We start from the raw sequence: 17,930 nt of genomic DNA on the forward strand, positions 1-17,930 counted from the left end.
ATGGTAAGAGAAATAAAACCGCATGGCCCCTTGCCTAGTCAGGCCCAGCTAGCTTATTTAGAGGATGAACTAGCAGCCTTTATCCATTTTGGGCCCAATACCTTTTATGACCAGGAATGGGGGACAGGTCAGGAGAATCCTGAACGATTTAACCCGACAAGGTTAGACGCGCGTGAGTGGGTTCGTGTACTCAAAGAAACGGGCTTTAAAAAGTTGATTTTGGTGGTCAAACACCACGATGGTTTTGTCCTCTATCCGACAGTTCACACAGATTATTCGGTCAAGGCCAGTCCTTGGAGGAGTGGAGAGGGGGATTTGCTCCTTGAAGTATCACAAGCTGCCACAGAGTTTGATATGGATATGGGGGTCTACCTGTCACCGTGGGATGCCCACAGTCCTCTCTATCATGTGGACCGAGAAGCGGACTATAATGCCTATTATCTGGCTCAGCTGAAGGAGATCTTATCAAATCCTGCCTATGGAAATGGAGGGAAATTTGCTGAGGTCTGGATGGATGGTGCCAGAGGAGAGGGCGCTCAAAAGGTCAATTATGAATTTGAAAAATGGTTTGAAACCATTCGTGACCTGCAGGGCGATTGCTTAATTTTTTCAACAGAAGGCACCAGTATACGCTGGATTGGCAATGAACGAGGGTATGCAGGTGATCCCCTGTGGCAAAAGGTGAATCCTGACAAACTAGGAACAGAAGCAGCGCTGGATTATCTTCAGCATGGAGATTCTTCAGGCACTATTTTTTCAATCGGTGAGGCAGATGTTTCCATCCGGCCAGGTTGGTTTTACCATGAGGACCAGGATCCTAAGTCTCTTGAGGAGTTGGTAGAGATTTATTTTCACTCGGTGGGTCGGGGAACTCCACTCTTGCTTAATATTCCGCCGAATCAAGATGGGCTATTTGATGCAAAGGATATTGAACGACTTTATGAATTTGCTGCCTATCGCAATGAGCTCTATAAAGAAGATTTGGCTCTGGGAGCTGAGGTATTTGGTCCAGCTCTTTCCGCAGACTTCGCTTGTCACCATCTGACAGATGGTCTTGAGACCAGCTCTTGGGCAAGTGATGTAGGCTTGCCCATCCAGTTAGAACTCGACTTAGGTTCTCCTAAAACTTTTGATGTAATTGAGTTAAGAGAAGATTTGAAGCTAGGGCAACGAATCGCTGCTTTTCATGTGCAAGTAGAGATGGATGGCGTCTGGCAAGAATTTGGTACAGGCTTTACAGTTGGTCATAAGCGTCTCCTGCGAGGTCCGCTAGTAGAGGCACAGAAGGTGCGCGTGATGATTACCGAGGCGCAATCTAAGCCTGTATTGACCAAGATTTCACTCTATAAAACTCCGAGGTTATCACAAAAAGTAGTTGTTCAGGGGCTAGCATTTGTAGAAAAAAGTCTAGCTGTGACAAAGGGAGAGACTCTTCATTTTAGGATTGAACGTAGCGAAAGTAGTACTCCTTTAGAGACTAAGATTTCGATCCAACCGGGGACAGGTGTCCATGGTGTCGCCTATCAGGACGAAATTCAAGTCCTTCAATTCCAAGCTGGGGAAAGCAAAAAAGACCTGACCATACCAACCCTGTATTTTGCTGCCGACAAGACCTTGGATTTCTATCTGAATCTGACTGTTGATGGACAGCTGGTTGATCAAGCTCAAGTACAAGTTTCATAAAATAAAAGAACCTTTGCACGATACAAAGGTTCTTTTGTCTACTAGCTAGTGACTTGGTAACCAGCTGAGGGTGAAGGTTAGTTGTTCAGCTTTTAGGAGATCTTGGTGTTGAATAGTTGATACTAGAGTTGTGTCCAGTCGGCATTCTTTTACAAAGTTAAAATGGCTGTGGTTTTGCTCAGCATGAATATCTAGCCATTTATCTTCTTTGGCAAGGTAGACTCGGAGGTGGTCAAAGAGAGGGATTCCGAGGTCATAGCTTGGTTTTCCTGGACAGGTCGGATAAAAACCGAGAGTTGACCAGATGTACCAGGCTGAGAGACTGCCATTGTCTTCATCGCCAGGATAGGCTTCCCAACTTGGGTGAAAAGCTTTCTGACGGAGCGTCTTGATGAGAAGAGCAGTGTAGTCAGGGTAATCGCAGTAACGGAAGAGATAAGGAATGTGGAAGCTTGGCTGGTTGGAAATGGCGAGTTGTCCAAAAGGAGCAGTAGCCATCTCGCTCATTTCGTGAATCTCGTAGCCATAGCCTGTTGTCTCAAAGAGGGGAGTCTCCTGACAGGCTTTTAAAAGATAGTTGCTAAAGGCTTCTTTTCCACCCATAAGCTGGATCAAGCCTGGGATATCGTGGAGGACGCCTAAAGTTGCTTGGATGGCTGAACATTCGGCATAATCACGTCCCCAACTATAAGGAGAGAAATCAGGACGGAAGTTGCCTTGACCATCACGCGCTCGCATGTAACCTGTCTCAGCGTCAAATAGATGGCGGTAATTTTGTGATGCGGCCTTGTAGGTTTCAGCGATTTCTATTTTCCCTAGTTTTTCAGCACAGCTAGAGATACAAAAGTCACTATAGGCATAGTCTAGGGTGTGGCTGACGCTTTCGTGGTGGTCGGTAGAGAGGTAGCCTAGTTCTTGGTATTGGGCTAATCCGTGACGACCATTGATGCCGAGAGGGTCGGACTTGGTGGCTGTTTCAAGCATGGCTTGGAGGAGTTCTTCTTCTAGGTCGGGGGCCATGTCCTTGCAGGCGCTATCTGCGATAATGCCATCTAGCAGGGTACCTGGCATCATGCCACGTTCATCTGGAGCCAGCCATTTTGGAAGGAAACCAGTATCGCGGTAGTTATTGAGAAATCCTTCTAAGAAGCGGTGGTAGTGTTCTGGTATGATAAGAGCAAAGAGGGGGAAGGTGGTGCGGAAGGTATCCCAGAAACCATTGTTGCTGAAGAGGACACCAGGCTTGACAGTTCCAGTAGCCAGATCCATATGGATGGCTTGCCCTGATTCATCAACCTCATAAAAAGTCTGTGGGAAGAGGAAGAGTCTGTAAAGGCAGTGATCAAAGAAGGTTCGGTCAGCCTCTCCTGTTTCCATGATATCAAAACGATGGAGGAGATTTTCCCAGTCCGCTTGTGCATTTGCTTTACAGTTATCAAAATCTTTTTGAGGTAGATTAAGCAGAGCCTGAGAGTGAGAGATGAAAGAAGTCGCTAGCTGAATTTCAGCATGGCTACTTGCTAAGTCAATTAGCCAGTCTTCGCCTTCTTGGCTGATAGCAAGGATATCCGTATTCATTTTCAGGGATGTGAACAGTATCAGTGGATTTTTGTTGGTTTCAGTTTTACCTTCTTGTCGTAGGGTAAGAGTCCGCTCATCTACTTGCTCCACTGTCAGTTCATCTGCTGCGTGAAGATAGAGGGAGAGGGCTTTGCCTTGCTTTTGTTCCAAACGAATAGAAGCACCGTAGCAAGTCGGTGTAAGCTGGCTTTCAATCTGATAGCGCAGGGAGAAAATTTTCAGATAATGAGGTTGGAAAGAGGCCTTATCCATATCATAGGAAGACTGGCGATGGAAGAGGCTGTCTCCACCCAGTTGGCCTGTGACAGGTGTCAGAAGGAGCCAAGAGTAGTCGCCAATCCAAGGGCTGGGCTGGTGGGTTAATCGAATCCCCTGAAAGATAGGCAGATGCGGATCGAAAAACCAAGAGCCCTCCTGGTCACTGGTCTGGGGTACAAAGTAATTCATCCCAAAAGGCACGCCTGTGTATGGCAGGGTATTTCCCCGAGAGAAGGCATGCTTGCTGGCAGTTCCAAAGCGGGTATCGATGGTTTCAAGTAGTAGTTTCATAGTCTTTCCTTTAGCTGTTTTTCTACATTATATCAGAAAAAGAGGGCCTTTAGAAAAGGAGCTTCAAAGATAACTATTTTGTAGAAAAATGACTATCATTTGTGTATGTATTTTCTGTCTCAAAAGCTATATACTGAAAATGAAACTTGTTTGAAAGAGGACACTGCACGATGATTTATTCAAAAGAAATTGTTCGAGAATGGCTAGATGAAGTGGCAGAGCGGGCTAAGGACCATCCAGAGTGGGTGGATGTTTTCGAGCGTTGCTATACAGACACCTTGGACAATACGGTTGCAATCCTAGAAGATGGTTCAACCTTTGTACTCACTGGTGATATTCCTGCTATGTGGCTTCGGGATTCAACAGCTCAACTCAGACCCTACCTTCATGTGGCTAAAAGAGATGCCCTCCTGCGTCAGACCATTGCAGGTTTGGTCAAGCGTCAGATGACCTTGGTACTCAAGGATCCTTATGCCAATTCCTTTAATATTGAGGAAAACTGGAAGGGGCACCACGAGACCGACCATACAGACCTTAATGGCTGGATTTGGGAACGCAAGTACGAGGTGGACTCGCTTTGCTATCCTTTGCAGTTGGCTTATCTCCTCTGGAAAGAGACTGGCGAGACTAGCCAGTTTGATGAGACTTTTGTCGCAGCGACTAAGGAAATTCTCCATCTGTGGACAGTGGAACAAGACCACAAGAACTCTCCTTATCGTTTTGTCCGAGATACGGACCGTAAGGAAGACACCTTGGTAAATGATGGATTTGGCCCTGACTTTGCAGTGACAGGTATGACTTGGTCAGCCTTTCGTCCGAGTGATGACTGTTGTCAGTATAGTTACTTGATTCCGTCAAATATGTTTGCAGTTGTTGTTTTGGGGTATGTTCAAGAAATCTTTGCAGAACTAGACCTAGCTGATAGCGAGAGTGTTATTGCTGATGCTAAGCGTCTCAAAGCGGAAATCCAAGAAGGTATCGAAAACTACGCCTACACAAGCAACAGCAAGGGCGAAAAGATTTATGCCTTTGAAGTAGACGGTTTGGGAAATGCTAGTATTATGGATGATCCAAACGTACCAAGTCTGCTGGCTGCACCTTATCTGGGTTACTGTTCGGTCGATGATGAAGTGTATCAAGCAACTCGTCGTACCATTCTGAGCCCTGAAAATTCCTACTTCTATCAAGGAGAATACGCTAGCGGTCTCGGAAGTTCTCATACCTTCTATCGCTATATCTGGCCAATCGCCCTTTCTATCCAAGGTTTGACAACAAGAGATAAGGCAGAGAAGAAATTCTTGTTGGATCAGCTGGTTGCTTGCGATGGTGGTACAGGTGTCATGCACGAAAGCTTCCACGTGGACGACCCAACTCTCTACTCTCGTGAATGGTTCTCTTGGGCTAACATGATGTTCTGTGAATTGGTCTTGGATTACTTGGATATCCGCTAAGGAACATGCTTTAGCGCAACTGATTCTTGGAAAGAATCACAAATTTACATTTAAAATGTTAACAATAAAAATTTAAATTTAGAATGAGGTTTTACTTCATGGAAAATGTTGTCGTACATATTATCTCACATAGTCACTGGGATCGTGAGTGGTACTTGCCTTTTGAAAGCCACCGTATGCAGTTGGTGGAATTATTTGACAATCTCTTCGATCTCTTTGAAAATGACCCTGAGTTCAAGAGCTTCCACTTAGATGGTCAAACCATTGTCCTTGATGACTACTTGGAGATTCGCCCTGAAAATCGCGACAAAGTCCAACGATACATCGACGAAGGCAAACTTAAAATTGGTCCTTTTTACATCTTGCAGGATGATTACTTGATTTCAAGTGAAGCCAATGTCCGCAATACATTGATTGGTCAAGCAGAATGTGAAAAGTGGGGCAAATCAACCCAGATTGGTTACTTCCCAGATACCTTTGGAAATATGGGGCAAGCGCCTCAAATCCTTCAAAAATCAGGCATTCACGTGGCCGCTTTTGGTCGTGGTGTGAAGCCGATTGGATTTGATAACCAAGTCCTCGAAGATGAGCAGTTTACTTCTCAGTTTTCAGAAATGTACTGGCAGGGTGCGGACGGAAGTCGTGTCCTCGGGATTCTCTTTGCCAACTGGTACAGTAATGGGAATGAAATTCCAGTTGATAAAGACGAGGCCTTGACCTTCTGGAAACAAAAACTGGCAGACGTGCGTGACTATGCTTCGACCAACCAGTGGTTGATGATGAACGGCTGTGACCATCAGCCTGTCCAGAAAAATTTGAGTGAAGCCATTCGTGTGGCAAATGAACTCTTCCCAGATGTAACCTTTGTTCATAGTTCTTTTGATGAATATGTCCAGGCCGTGGAAAGTGCCCTACCAGAGCAATTATCAACGGTTACAGGTGAGTTGACCAGTCAGGAAACAGACGGCTGGTACACACTTGCCAACACTTCTTCATCTCGTATTTATCTCAAACAAGCCTTCCAAGAAAATAGCAACCTCCTAGAGCAAGTTGTAGAACCCTTGACGATTATTACTGGGGGACATAACCACAAGGACCAGTTGACCTATGCTTGGAAAACTCTTTTGCAGAATGCGCCACATGATAGTATCTGTGGCTGTAGCGTGGACGAAGTTCACCGTGAGATGGAAACTCGTTTTGCCAAGGTTAACCAAGTCGGAACCTTTGTTAAGAGCAATCTTCTTAACGAATGGAAGGGTAAAATCGCTACGTCTAAGGCTCAAAGTGATTATCTCTTTACTGTCATTAACACAGGTTTGCATGATAAGGTCGATACTGTCAGCACAGTGATTGATGTGGCGACTTGTGATTTCAAGGAATTGCACCCAACAGAAGGCTACAAGAAGATGGCTGCTCTTACCTTGCCAAGTTACCGTGTGGAGGACTTGGATGGTCGTCCTGTAGAGGCTAAAATCGAAGATCTCGGAGCTAATTTTGAGTACGATTTACCAAAAGATAAGTTCCGCCAAGCTCGTATCGCTCGACAAGTGCGCGTGACCATTCCAGTTCACCTAGCGCCACTTTCTTGGACAACATTCCAATTACTGGAAGGAGAACAAGAACACCGCGACGGTATTTACCAAAACGGAGTGATTGATACGCCATTTGTAAGGGTGAGTGTGGATGACAATATCACAGTCTATGACAAGACAACTCACGAAGCCTATGAAGATTTTATCCGCTTCGAAGACCGTGGTGACATCGGAAACGAGTATATCTATTTCCAACCAAAAGGAACAGATCCAATCTATGCAGAGCTTAAGGGCTACGAGGTCTTGGAAAACACAGCTCGCTATGCTAAGATTTTGCTCAAACATGAATTGACCGTGCCTGTCAGTGCCGATGAAAAGCTAGAAGAAGAGCAAAAAGGTATCATCGAGTTTATGAAGCGTGAGGCGGGACGTTCAGAAGAATTGACAAGCATTCCTCTTGAAACTGAGATGACTATCTTCGTTGATAATCCACAAATCCGTTGCAAGACTCGCTTTACCAACACTGCCAAGGATCACCGTATCCGTCTCTTGGTCAAGACTCATAACACGCGTCCAAGCAATGATTCTGAAAGCATCTATGAGGTGGTGACACGACCAAACAAACCAGCAGCTTCATGGGAAAATCCTGAAAATCCTCAACACCAACAAGCCTTTGTCAGTCTGTATGACGATGAAAAAGGTGTGACTGTATCCAACAAGGGATTGAATGAATACGAAATCCTTGGAGACGACACCATTGCAGTGACTATTTTGCGTGCATCAGGTGAGTTAGGTGACTGGGGTTATTTCCCAACACCAGAAGCACAATGCTTGCGTGAGTTTGAAGTCGAGTTTGCGCTTGAATGCCACCAAGCCCAAGAACGCTTCTCAGCCTATCGTCGTGCTAAAGCCTTGCAGACACCGTTTACCAGCCTTCAGCTTGCTAAACAAGAAGGAAGCGTGGCTGCGACTGGTAGCCTCTTGAGCCATTCTGTTCTCAGCATACCGCAAATCTGTCCAACAGCCTTTAAGGTAGCTGAAAATGAAGAAGGCTATGTTCTTCGTTACTACAATATGTGTAGTGAAAATGTACGTGTACCGGAAAGTCAACATCTCTTCCTGGACCTACTGGAACGACCATACCCGGTTCATAGAGACCTCATTTCACCACAAGAGATTCGTACAGAATTCATCAAAAAAGAAGAAATTTAATTTCAAAGAGTAAACATAAAAAGAAAGGAGGGGCGAAAAGGTAAGAACTAACTGCTGATTCGCCCCTTTTTATGGTAAAAACAATGACCATTGCAACGATTGATATCGGAGGGACTGGGATTAAGTTTGCTAGTCTGACTCCTGATGGGAAAATACTAGATAAGACAAGTATCCCAACACCAGAAAACTTGGAGGATTTACTAGCGTGGCTAGACCAACGCTTGTCAGAGCAGGATTATAGCGGGATTGCTATGAGCGTTCCAGGTGCGGTCAATCAAGAAACAGGTGTGATTGATGGCTTCAGTGCGGTGCCCTACATTCATGGCTTTTCTTGGTATGAAGCACTTGCCCATCATCAGCTACCTGTCCATCTGGAAAATGATGCCAACTGCGTTGGACTCAGTGAATTACTGGCTCATCCAGCACTTGAAAATGCAGCCTGTGTCGTGATTGGGACAGGGATTGGCGGAGCCATGATTATCAATGGTAGACTTCATCGAGGTCGCCACGGACTGGGTGGGGAATTTGGCTATATGACAACCCTTGCCCCTGCTGAAAAACTCAACAACTGGTCACAACTAGCATCAACTGGAAATATGGTGCGATACGTGATTGAAAAATCTGGTCAGACTGACTGGGACGGTCGCAAGATTTACCAAGAGGCCGAAGCAGGAAATGTTCTTTGCCAAGAAGCTATTGAGCGCATGAACCGCAATCTGGCGCAAGGCTTGCTCAATATTCAGTATCTCATCGACCCAGATGTCATTAGCCTAGGTGGCTCCATCAGCCAAAACCCTGACTTTATCCAAGGGGTCAAAAAAGCTGTCGATGAATTTGTCGAAACCTACGAAGAATACACGGTCGCACCAGTCATCCAAGCCTGCACCTATCATGCAGATGCTAATCTCTACGGTGCCCTTGTCAACTGGCTACAGGAGGAAAACCAATGGTAAGATTTACAGGAATTAGCAGTAAACAACATCAAGCTATAGAGTTGCTTCAAAAGCACATTTCTCTACCAGATGTAGAGGTAGCTGTCGCTCAGTCTGACCAAGCCTCTATCTCTATCAAGGGTGAGGGTGGTCACTATCAATTGACCTACCGCAAACCTCACCAACTTTATCGTGCCTTGTCCCTGTTGGCAACATCCCTAGCAGAAGGTGACAAGGTAGAGATTGAGGAACAAGCAGCTTACGAAGATCTAGCCTACATGGCAGACTGTTCGAGAAATGCGGTGCTGAATGTGGCTGCTGCCAAGCAGATGATTGAGGTCTTGGCTCTCATGGGCTACTCAACCTTTGAGCTTTACATGGAAGACACCTACCAGATTGAAGGGCAGCCTTACTTTGGCTATTTCCGTGGAGCCTACTCAGCTGAGGAATTGCAGGAAATTGAAGCCTATGCCCAGCAGTTTGACATGACCTTTGTGCCCTGCATCCAGACTTTGGCCCACTTGTCAGCCTTTGTCAAATGGGGTGTCAAAGAAGTCCAGGAGCTCCGTGATGTAGAGGATATCCTTCTTATCGGCGAAGAAAAGGTTTATGACCTGATTGATGGTATGTTTGCTACTCTGTCTAAACTACAAACTCGCAAGGTCAATATCGGGATGGACGAAGCCCACTTGGTTGGTTTGGGACGCTACTTGATTCTGAACGGTGTTGTGGATCGTAGTCTCCTCATGTGCCAACACTTGGAGCGCGTGCTGGATATTGCTGACAAATATGGTTTCCACTGCCAGATGTGGAGCGATATGTTCTTTAAACTTATGTCAGCAGATGGCCAGTACGACCGTGATGTGGAAATTCCAGAAGAAACTCGTGTCTACCTAGACCGTCTCAAAGATCGTGTGACCTTGGTTTACTGGGACTATTATCAGGATAGCGAGGAAAAATACAACCGCAATTTCCGCAATCATCATAAGATTAGCCATGATCTTGCCTTTGCAGGGGGAGCTTGGAAGTGGATTGGTTTCACACCCAACAACCATTTCAGCCGCCTCATTGCTCTTGAAGCCAATAAAGCCTGTCGTGCCAATGATATCAAAGAAGTTATCGTAACTGGTTGGGGAGACAATGGTGGCGAGACCGCTCAGTTTTCTATCCTACCAAGTTTGCAAATCTGGGCAGAACTCAGCTACCGCAATGACCTAGACCGTTTGTCTGCACACTTCAAGACTAATACAGGTCTATCAGTTGAGGATTTCATGCAGATTGACCTAGCCAACCTTTTACCAGACCTACCAGGCAATCTCAGTGGCATCAATCCCAACCGCTATGTCTTTTATCAGGATGTTCTCTGTCCGATACTTGACCAGCACATGACACCTGAACAGGACAAACCGCACTTCGCTCAGGCTGCTGAGACGCTTGCTAACATTAAAGAAAAAGCTGGCAACTATGCCTACCTCTTTGAAACTCAGGCCCAGTTGAACCAGATTTTAAGTAGCAAAGTGGATGTGGGACAACGCATTCGTCAAGCCTATCAAGCGGATGATAAGGAAAGTCTGCAAGAAATCGCAAGACAAGAATTACCAAAACTTAGAAGCCAAATCGAACACTTCTATGCCCTCTTTAGCCACCAATGGCTGAAAGAAAACAAGGTCTTTGGCTTGGACACAGTTGATATCCGCATGGGTGGACTCTTGCAACGCATCAAACGAGCAGAAAGTCGTATCGAGGCTTATCTGGCAGGTCAACTTGACCGCATCGACGAGTTAGAAGTGGAAATCCTACCATTTACTGACTTTTACGCAGATAAGGACTTCGCAGCCACAACAGCCAACCAGTGGCATACCATTGCGACAGCTTCGACGATTTATACAACTTAAAAACAAGAACACCTTGCCTTGGGCAGAATGTTTCCCGTGAAACACCCCTTTCTTAAAAAAGTACTCCACATAAAATAATTTGTGGAGTTTTTTCTATAATTAGTAGTTTAACCAAACCTTCAAATAGGAGTATACTAATAATGTAATCGTTATCAAAAGTCTAAAAAGGAATTTTTAGATGGATATCAAAATAAAAAAGGGAGGAAATTATGAATAAGTTTTCAAAAACCTTGAGAGACAACTGGATCTTTCTCTTGATGGTTTTGCCAGGGGCACTCTGGTTGATTCTATTCTTCTACATTCCAGTATTTGGGAACGTGGTTGCCTTTAAAGACTACCACATGACCAGTAATGGATTTATAGATAGTATCGTGAATAGTAAATGGGTCGGACTCGATAATTTCAGATTCTTATTTAGTTCAAAAGACGCCTTTATCATCACTCGAAATACTGTCCTCTACAATCTCGGCTTTATCTTTATCGGTTTGATTGTATCTGTAGGGATTGCTATCATCCTCAGTGAACTCCGTTCTAAGAGAATGGTTAAGATCTTCCAAACTTCCATGTTGTTCCCTTACTTTTTGTCTTGGGTTATCATCAGTTTCTTTACAGATGCCTTCCTAAACATTGATAAAGGTGTGTTCAACCATTTCCTAGAGTCTATCGGGATGAAGGAAATCAATTTCTACGCTGACTTGGGTATCTGGCCATATCTCCTACTTTTCCTAGGTATTTGGAAAGGTTTTGGATATAGCAGTGTCATGTACTATGCGACAATCATGGGAATTGATCCAACCTACTACGAAGCAGCAACAGTGGACGGGGCTAGCAAATGGCAACGAATTCGCAATGTAACTATTCCACAGTTGACACCATTGGTAACTGTATTGACCATCCTTGCAGTCGGAAATATCTTCCGTGCAGATTTCGGTCTCTTCTACCAAATCCCCCACAATGCTGGTCAGCTTTATAACGTAACCAACGTTTTGGATGTATATGTTTATAACGGTTTGACTCAGACAGCGGATATCGGGATGGCTTCAGCAGCAGGTCTCTACCAATCAGTTGTCGGCTTGATTCTGGTTATCCTATCAAACTTACTGGCAAGACGAGTTGATCCAAACTCAGCCTTGTTCTAGAAAGGAGGAGAATATGGCAGAAAAGAAAATTAAAAAAGAAAAAATTGATAATGTCGGCATTCACTCCTTCAGTAAGAAAGCAGATATCTTCTTTAGTACCATTTCTGGTTTGGTTGCCCTCTCTTGTATCCTACCCTTTGTATTCGTTATCGTTATTTCGGTGACAGATGAAAAGAGTATCCTCCAAAATGGATATAGCTTCTTCCCATCCCAATTTGGATTAGACGGTTTTGAGTTTTTGGCACAGTTTAAGGATAAAATTTTCCAAGCCCTCTTCATCTCAGTCTTTGTAACAGTGGTGGGGACTATCACAAACGTTTTTATCACAACAACTTATGCCTACGCTATTTCACGGACAACCTTTAAGTATCGCAGATTCTTTACGATTTTTGCCCTTCTTAGTATGTTGTTCAACGCTGGTTTGGTACCGGGCTATATCGTGGTAACTCGTTTACTTCAACTTGGTGATACAGTTTGGGCCTTGATTGTTCCAATGCTTCTCTCACCATTTAACATCATCTTGATGCGTTCCTTCTTCAAGAAGACCATTCCAGAAGCTATTCTAGAATCCGCTCGTATCGATGGTGCTAGTGAGGCCCGGATCTTCTTCCAAATCTGTTTGCCATTGTCATTACCAGGTATCGCAACCATCACGCTTTTGACAGCTCTTGGTTTCTGGAATGACTGGTTCAACGCCCTTCTTTACATCAAGAGTGACAACTTGTATCCATTGCAATATTTGCTCATGCAAATCCAGCAAAATATGGACTACATCGCCAAAGCAGTCGGCCTATCTGGTCAACTGGGAGTTGCTCTTCCAAAAGAAACAGGTCGTATGGCCATGGTTGTGGTCGCAACCCTTCCAATCGCGATTTTGTATCCATTCTTCCAACGCTACTTTGTAAAAGGTTTGACTATCGGTGGTGTGAAAGAATAGTACTTGTCGAGAAAAATCATTTCTCATTTCCAAACTTCCCTTGCGTGAAGTTAAGATCATTATATTGTTTATAAGTTTAAAAATAAAAAAAGGAGTTTTTGTCATGAAAAACTGGAAAAAATATGCTTTTGCATCTGCTAGCGTAGTCGCTTTGGCTGCTGGTCTCGCTGCTTGTGGAAACCTTTCAGGTAACAGTAAAAAAGCTGCTGACTCAGCTTCAGGTGAAAAAACTGTTATCAAAATGTACCAAATCGGTGACAAACCAGATAACTTAGATGAATTGCTAGAAAATGCTAACAAAATCATCGGTGAAAAAGTTGGTGCTAAATTGGATATCCAATATCTTGGATGGGGTGACTATGATAAGAAAATGTCAGTTATCACATCATCTGGTGAAAACTACGATATCGCCTTTGCATCTAACTATGTTGTAAATGCTCAAAAAGGTGCCTATGCTGACTTGACTGACTTGTATAAGAAAGAAGGGGCAGAGCTTTATAAAGCACTTGACCCAGCTTACATCAAAGGTAACAGCATTAACGGTAAAATTTACGCAGTTCCAGTTGCAGCCAACGTTGCATCATCTCAAAACTTCGCCTTCAACGGAACTCTTCTTGCTAAATACGGTATCGATATTTCAGGTGTCACTTCATATGAAACACTTGAACCAGTCTTGAAACAAATCAAAGAAAAAGCTCCAGATGTAGTGCCATTTGCGGTTACTAAGAACTTCATCCCATCTGATAACTTTGACTACCCAGTTCCAAATGGACTTCCATTCGTTATCGACCTTGAAGGAGACACTACTAAGATCGTAAACCGTTACGAAGTACCTCGCTTTAAAGAACACTTGAAGACTCTTCACAAATTCTATGAAGCTGGATACATTCCAAAAGACGTAGCAACAAGCGATACTTCATTTGACCTTCAACAAGATACTTGGTTCGTTCGTGAAGAAACAGTAGGACCAGCTGACTATGGTAACAGCTTGCTTTCACGTGTTGCGAACAAAGATATCCAAATCAAACCAATCACTAACTTCATCAAGAAAAACCAAACAACACAAGTTGCTAACTTTGTCATCTCAAACAACTCTAAGAACAAAGAAAAATCAATGGAAGTGTTGAATCTCTTGAACATTAACGCAGAACTCTTGAACGGTCTTGTTTACGGTCCAGAAGGCAAGAACTGGGAGAAAATTGAAGGAAAAGAAAACCGTGTTAAAGTACTTGATGGCTACAAAGGAAACACTCACATGGGTGGATGGAACACTGGTAACAACTGGATCCTTTACATCAACGAAAACGTTACAGATCAACAAATTGCAGATTCTAAGAAACAATTGGCAGAAGCTAAAGAATCTCCAGCGCTTGGATTCATCTTTAACACTGACAATGTGAAATCTGAAATCTCAGCAATCTCTAACACAATGCAACAATTCGATACAGCTATCAACACTGGTACTGTAGACCCAGACAAAGCTATTCCAGAATTGATGGAAAAATTGAAATCTGAAGGTGCCTACGAAAAAGTATTGAACGAAATGCAAAAACAATATGATGAATTCTTGAAAAACAAAAAATCATAAAATCAATTGATTTCGTGTATTCATTCCTAATTCCTAAAAATGTGATCACTGTTTTCCTCAGGTTTGTCTGGGGAAGGCAGTGATTTTTTGAAATGAGAGCATAGGATATCCATGTTTTCTTATCACTATTTAACTACTCAGGAAATCTCAAGCACCATTTAGGATTTGGAGTAAGGATTTAGGAAAATATAGCTTATATTAGAGGTGTCTCGAGTTTACAAAGGAGAGTTCATATGAAGAAATATCAACTTCTATTCAAAATAAGCGCAGTCTTGTCTTACTTATTTTTCGTATTTGGTCTTTCTCAACTGACGCTTATTGTCCAAAATTATTGGCAATTTTCTTCCCAGATTGGCAATTTCTTCTGGATTCGAAATCTCTTGAGTTTGCTATTTAGTGGAGTCATGATTTGGATTCTGTTTAAGACAGGGCACGGCTATCTTTTTCGCATTCCGAGAAAAAAATGGCTTTGGTATTCGATTTTGACAGTACTAGTGGTAGTGCTCCAGATCTCTTTTAACGTTCAGACAGCTAAACATGTTCAGTCAACTGCTGAAGGTTGGGCTGTATTGATAGGTTATAGTGGGACCAACTTTGCTGAGCTAGGTATCTATATAACTTTGTTCTTTCTGACTCCACTTATGGAAGAGCTAATCTATAGAGGATTACTGCAACACGCCTTTTTTAAGCATTCGAGATTTGGCCTTGATTTGCTTCTTCCGTCAATTTTATTTGCTCTTCCTTATTTTTCAAGCCTGCCTAGTTTGTTAGATATCTTCGTCTTTACAACATCTGGCATCATCTTTGCTAGTTTGACCCGCTATACCAAGAGCATTTATCCCTCCTATGCGGTGCATGTGATTAATAATATTTTCGCGGCCTTACCATTTCTGCTGACTTTTTTACATAGGGTGTTTGGGTGAAATATTGGTACGAGAGTTAGGAATGATAGCTTTTCAATTTAAGGAGGAAAATAAGAATGACATCATTAAAATGGTTTGCAGGAGGAAGCGAGAGACGTTGTGAAGCCATGACTATCATAGATCAGCTACTAGAAGACATAAAGGATACGCCTCAGCTGACTCCCTTGAAAAACCTGTTAGTGAGTTATAAAAGACGATTAGAGGACGATGGGACCTCTACTCCATTTATTTTGAGTCAAATGAATGTTGACCTTGCGCGCGTATTGATTGATAACAAGCTAAGTTTGTCAGAAAGTCAATCCGAGCAGATCAAAAAATTGAGAGAATTATCTGCTATTCGCTATGGTTACTGATGAAGCGCAGGGATAAGCACCTTTCTACAATTTCCAGTCAAATAAATTGCATTCGCTTTCTCAAGCAGGTATACTAGTATAGTTAGATGAAAAATTCTGAAAATTTAAGAATAGAAAAGAGAACAAATCTTATGGCAAAAGATATTCGTGTCTTACTTTACTACCTTTACACTCCAATTGAAAATGCAGAGCAATTTGCTGCAGCTCACTTGGCTTTCTGTAAATCAATCGGCCTTAAAGGTCGTATCCTAATCGCTGACGAAGGAATTAACGGAACAGTTTCAGGTGACTACGAAACAACTCAAAAATACATGGACTACGTTCACAGCCTCCCAGGCATGGAAGACCTCTGGTTCAAGATTGACGAAGAAAATGAACAAGCCTTCAAGAAGATGTTTGTTCGCTACAAGAAAGAAATTGTCCACCTTGGTTTGGAAGACAACGACTTTGACAACGACATTAACCCACTTGAAACAACAGGTGCTTACTTGTCTCCAAAAGAGTTCAAAGAAGCCCTTCTTGACGAAGATACCGTTGTCCTTGACACGCGTAACGATTATGAGTACGATCTAGGACACTTCCGTGGAGCTATTCGCCCAGACATCCGCAACTTCCGTGAGTTGCCACAATGGGTCCGTGACAACAAGGAAAAATTCATGGACAAGCGTGTTGTGGTTTACTGTACAGGTGGCGTTCGCTGTGAGAAATTCTCAGGCTGGATGGTTCGTGAAGGCTACAAAGATGTTGGCCAATTGCACGGAGGAATCGCAACTTACGGTAAAGACCCAGAAGTTCAAGGTGAACTTTGGGATGGGAAAATGTACGTCTTTGACGAGCGTATTGCCGTAGATGTTAACCATGTCAACCCAACTATCGTAGGAAAAGACTGGTTTGATGGAACACCATGTGAACGTTATGTCAACTGTGGAAATCCATTCTGTAACCGTCGTATCTTGACATCAGAAGAAAATGAAGACAAGTACCTTCGTGGATGCTCACACGAGTGCCGTGTTCACCCACGTAACCGCTATGTTTCAGAAAATGAATTGACACAAGCTGAAGTTGTCGAGCGCCTAGCCGCTATCGGTGAAAGCTTGGATCAAGTAGCTACTGTATAAGATTAAACAGTCCTTAGGGGCTGTTTTTCTATGCTTTTTACTCAAAAATCTAAAGTTTGTTTCTGTATCTTTCAGAAAAATAGGGTATACTATATGTAAACGATTTCAAAGGAGTTCAGTTATGACGAAAACATTTTTTATTCCAAATAAACAGAGCATTTTAGGAGAACAGGAAATTTTGACTGCCAAGTCTATCTTGACCTTGGTAGATGGCTTGGAGTCACATAGCTATGATGCAGTCTATCTCCGTCAGCCTCTTAATCGTCTCGAATATATCGAGTGTGCGATAGTGGGGCAATCACAATTTCTTTTTAAGGTCAGTTATGCTGATGGTCAAAAGGCTTACCGTGTCGATCTTCCTGACCTACTAACGCAGACAGACTGGCAGATTATCAAGTCATTTTTAGATGCTCTGCTTGCTTATGCAGGAACTGAGATTGAAGGACTAGATGGTTTTGATTTTGAAGCGTATTTCCAGGCAAGTATTCAAGCCTATCTAGCAGACACTGTAGCTCATTTTACGATTTGCCAAGGAATTTTTAATCCTGTTTTCTTTAGTCATGAGGACTTGAAAAGCTTTTTAGAGGCAGATGGTTTGGCACAGTTTGAAGCGCGTGTACGTGCAGTTCAAGAGACAGATGCTTACTTTGCAAGAGTTTCCTTCTATCAGGATGGAGAAGGTCAAGTGCATGGTGTTTACCATCTGGCTCAAGGAGTCAAGACAGTATTACCGAGAGAACCATTTGTTCCTGCAGCCTATATTGAGCAATTGGTGGATAAGGAAGTGCAGTGGGAGATTGACTTGGTTCAAATCACAGGAGACGGCTCTAAACCTGAAGACTATGAAGCTATTGGTCGCTTGGACTATGCAAAATTCCTAGAGTCACTACCATCAGCATTTTACCACCAACTAGATGCCAATCAATTAGAAGTGCAACCCATCTTAGACAAAGATTTTAAAGCATTAGCACAAGAAGAGTAAATCAGAAGCAGGTCAATCGACTTGCTTTTTGATATATAAAAAATCCTGCCATGAA

At 43.2% G+C, this 17,930-nt stretch carries 13 protein-coding genes; 12 read left to right on the forward strand and 1 reads right to left on the reverse strand.

Annotation, left to right across the window (positions count from 1 at the left end; translation table 11 throughout):
- Positions 1-1,683 (forward strand): alpha-L-fucosidase, encoded by a 1,683-nt coding sequence (locus FQT24_RS08350; protein WP_084947738.1) that lies wholly within the window; start codon positions 1-3, stop codon positions 1,681-1,683.
- 45 nt (positions 1,684-1,728) lie between these two features.
- On the opposite strand, the gene FQT24_RS08355 is transcribed toward FQT24_RS08350, so the two are convergent.
- The gene (locus FQT24_RS08355; protein ID WP_143952710.1) at positions 1,729-3,813 is read right to left on the reverse strand and encodes a GH92 family glycosyl hydrolase; all 2,085 of its coding nucleotides are present in this window, start codon (positions 3,811-3,813) and stop codon (positions 1,729-1,731) included.
- Positions 3,814-3,983: 170 nt separating this feature from the next.
- Between FQT24_RS08355 and FQT24_RS08360 the strand changes: the two genes are divergently transcribed.
- The 11 genes from FQT24_RS08360 (at position 3,984) to FQT24_RS08410 (ending at position 17,875) form a co-directional block, all read left to right on the forward strand.
- Positions 3,984-5,264, forward strand: coding sequence for a glycoside hydrolase family 125 protein (locus FQT24_RS08360; protein ID WP_143952711.1), 1,281 nt, complete (start codon positions 3,984-3,986; stop codon positions 5,262-5,264).
- Between the two features lie 98 nt (positions 5,265-5,362).
- The gene (locus FQT24_RS08365) at positions 5,363-8,008 is read left to right on the forward strand and encodes an alpha-mannosidase (protein ID WP_143952712.1); all 2,646 of its coding nucleotides are present in this window, start codon (positions 5,363-5,365) and stop codon (positions 8,006-8,008) included.
- Between the two features lie 83 nt (positions 8,009-8,091).
- Entirely contained in the window at positions 8,092-8,961 is an 870-nt protein-coding gene (locus FQT24_RS08370; protein WP_185952586.1) for an ROK family protein, read from the forward strand.
- Positions 8,955-10,835, forward strand: a complete 1,881-nt coding sequence (locus FQT24_RS08375; RefSeq protein ID WP_143952714.1) for a beta-N-acetylhexosaminidase — start codon at positions 8,955-8,957, stop codon at positions 10,833-10,835. Before FQT24_RS08370 ends, FQT24_RS08375 begins: the two co-directional genes overlap by 7 nt.
- A 209-nt stretch (positions 10,836-11,044) precedes the next feature.
- Positions 11,045-11,974, forward strand: a complete 930-nt coding sequence (locus FQT24_RS08380) for an ABC transporter permease (protein ID WP_001032152.1) — start codon at positions 11,045-11,047, stop codon at positions 11,972-11,974.
- 13 nt (positions 11,975-11,987) lie between these two features.
- Positions 11,988-12,911: a carbohydrate ABC transporter permease gene (locus FQT24_RS08385; RefSeq protein WP_143952715.1), complete on the forward strand. Its 924-nt coding sequence runs from the start codon at positions 11,988-11,990 to the stop codon at positions 12,909-12,911.
- 103 nt (positions 12,912-13,014) lie between these two features.
- Positions 13,015-14,499 carry an ABC transporter substrate-binding protein gene (locus FQT24_RS08390; protein ID WP_143952716.1) on the forward strand — a complete coding sequence of 495 codons (1,485 nt, stop codon included), beginning with the start codon at positions 13,015-13,017 and terminating at the stop codon, positions 14,497-14,499.
- A gap of 233 nt (positions 14,500-14,732) precedes the next feature.
- Entirely contained in the window at positions 14,733-15,422 is a 690-nt protein-coding gene (locus tag FQT24_RS08395; protein ID WP_143952717.1) for a CPBP family intramembrane glutamic endopeptidase, read from the forward strand.
- Positions 15,423-15,478: 56 nt separating this feature from the next.
- A complete protein-coding gene (locus tag FQT24_RS08400; RefSeq protein WP_185952562.1) occupies positions 15,479-15,775 on the forward strand; it encodes a bacteriocin immunity protein in 297 nt (98 codons plus the stop codon).
- A gap of 131 nt (positions 15,776-15,906) precedes the next feature.
- The gene (gene trhO, locus FQT24_RS08405; protein WP_143952719.1) at positions 15,907-16,893 is read left to right on the forward strand and encodes an oxygen-dependent tRNA uridine(34) hydroxylase TrhO; all 987 of its coding nucleotides are present in this window, start codon (positions 15,907-15,909) and stop codon (positions 16,891-16,893) included.
- A 121-nt stretch (positions 16,894-17,014) separates the two neighbouring features.
- Positions 17,015-17,875, forward strand: coding sequence for a DUF4299 family protein (locus FQT24_RS08410; protein ID WP_143952720.1), 861 nt, complete (start codon positions 17,015-17,017; stop codon positions 17,873-17,875).
- Positions 17,876-17,930: the final 55 nt, after the last annotated feature.

Source organism: Streptococcus mitis, from assembly GCF_901542415.1.
Taxonomy (GTDB): Bacteria; Bacillota; Bacilli; order Lactobacillales; family Streptococcaceae; genus Streptococcus; species Streptococcus mitis_BL.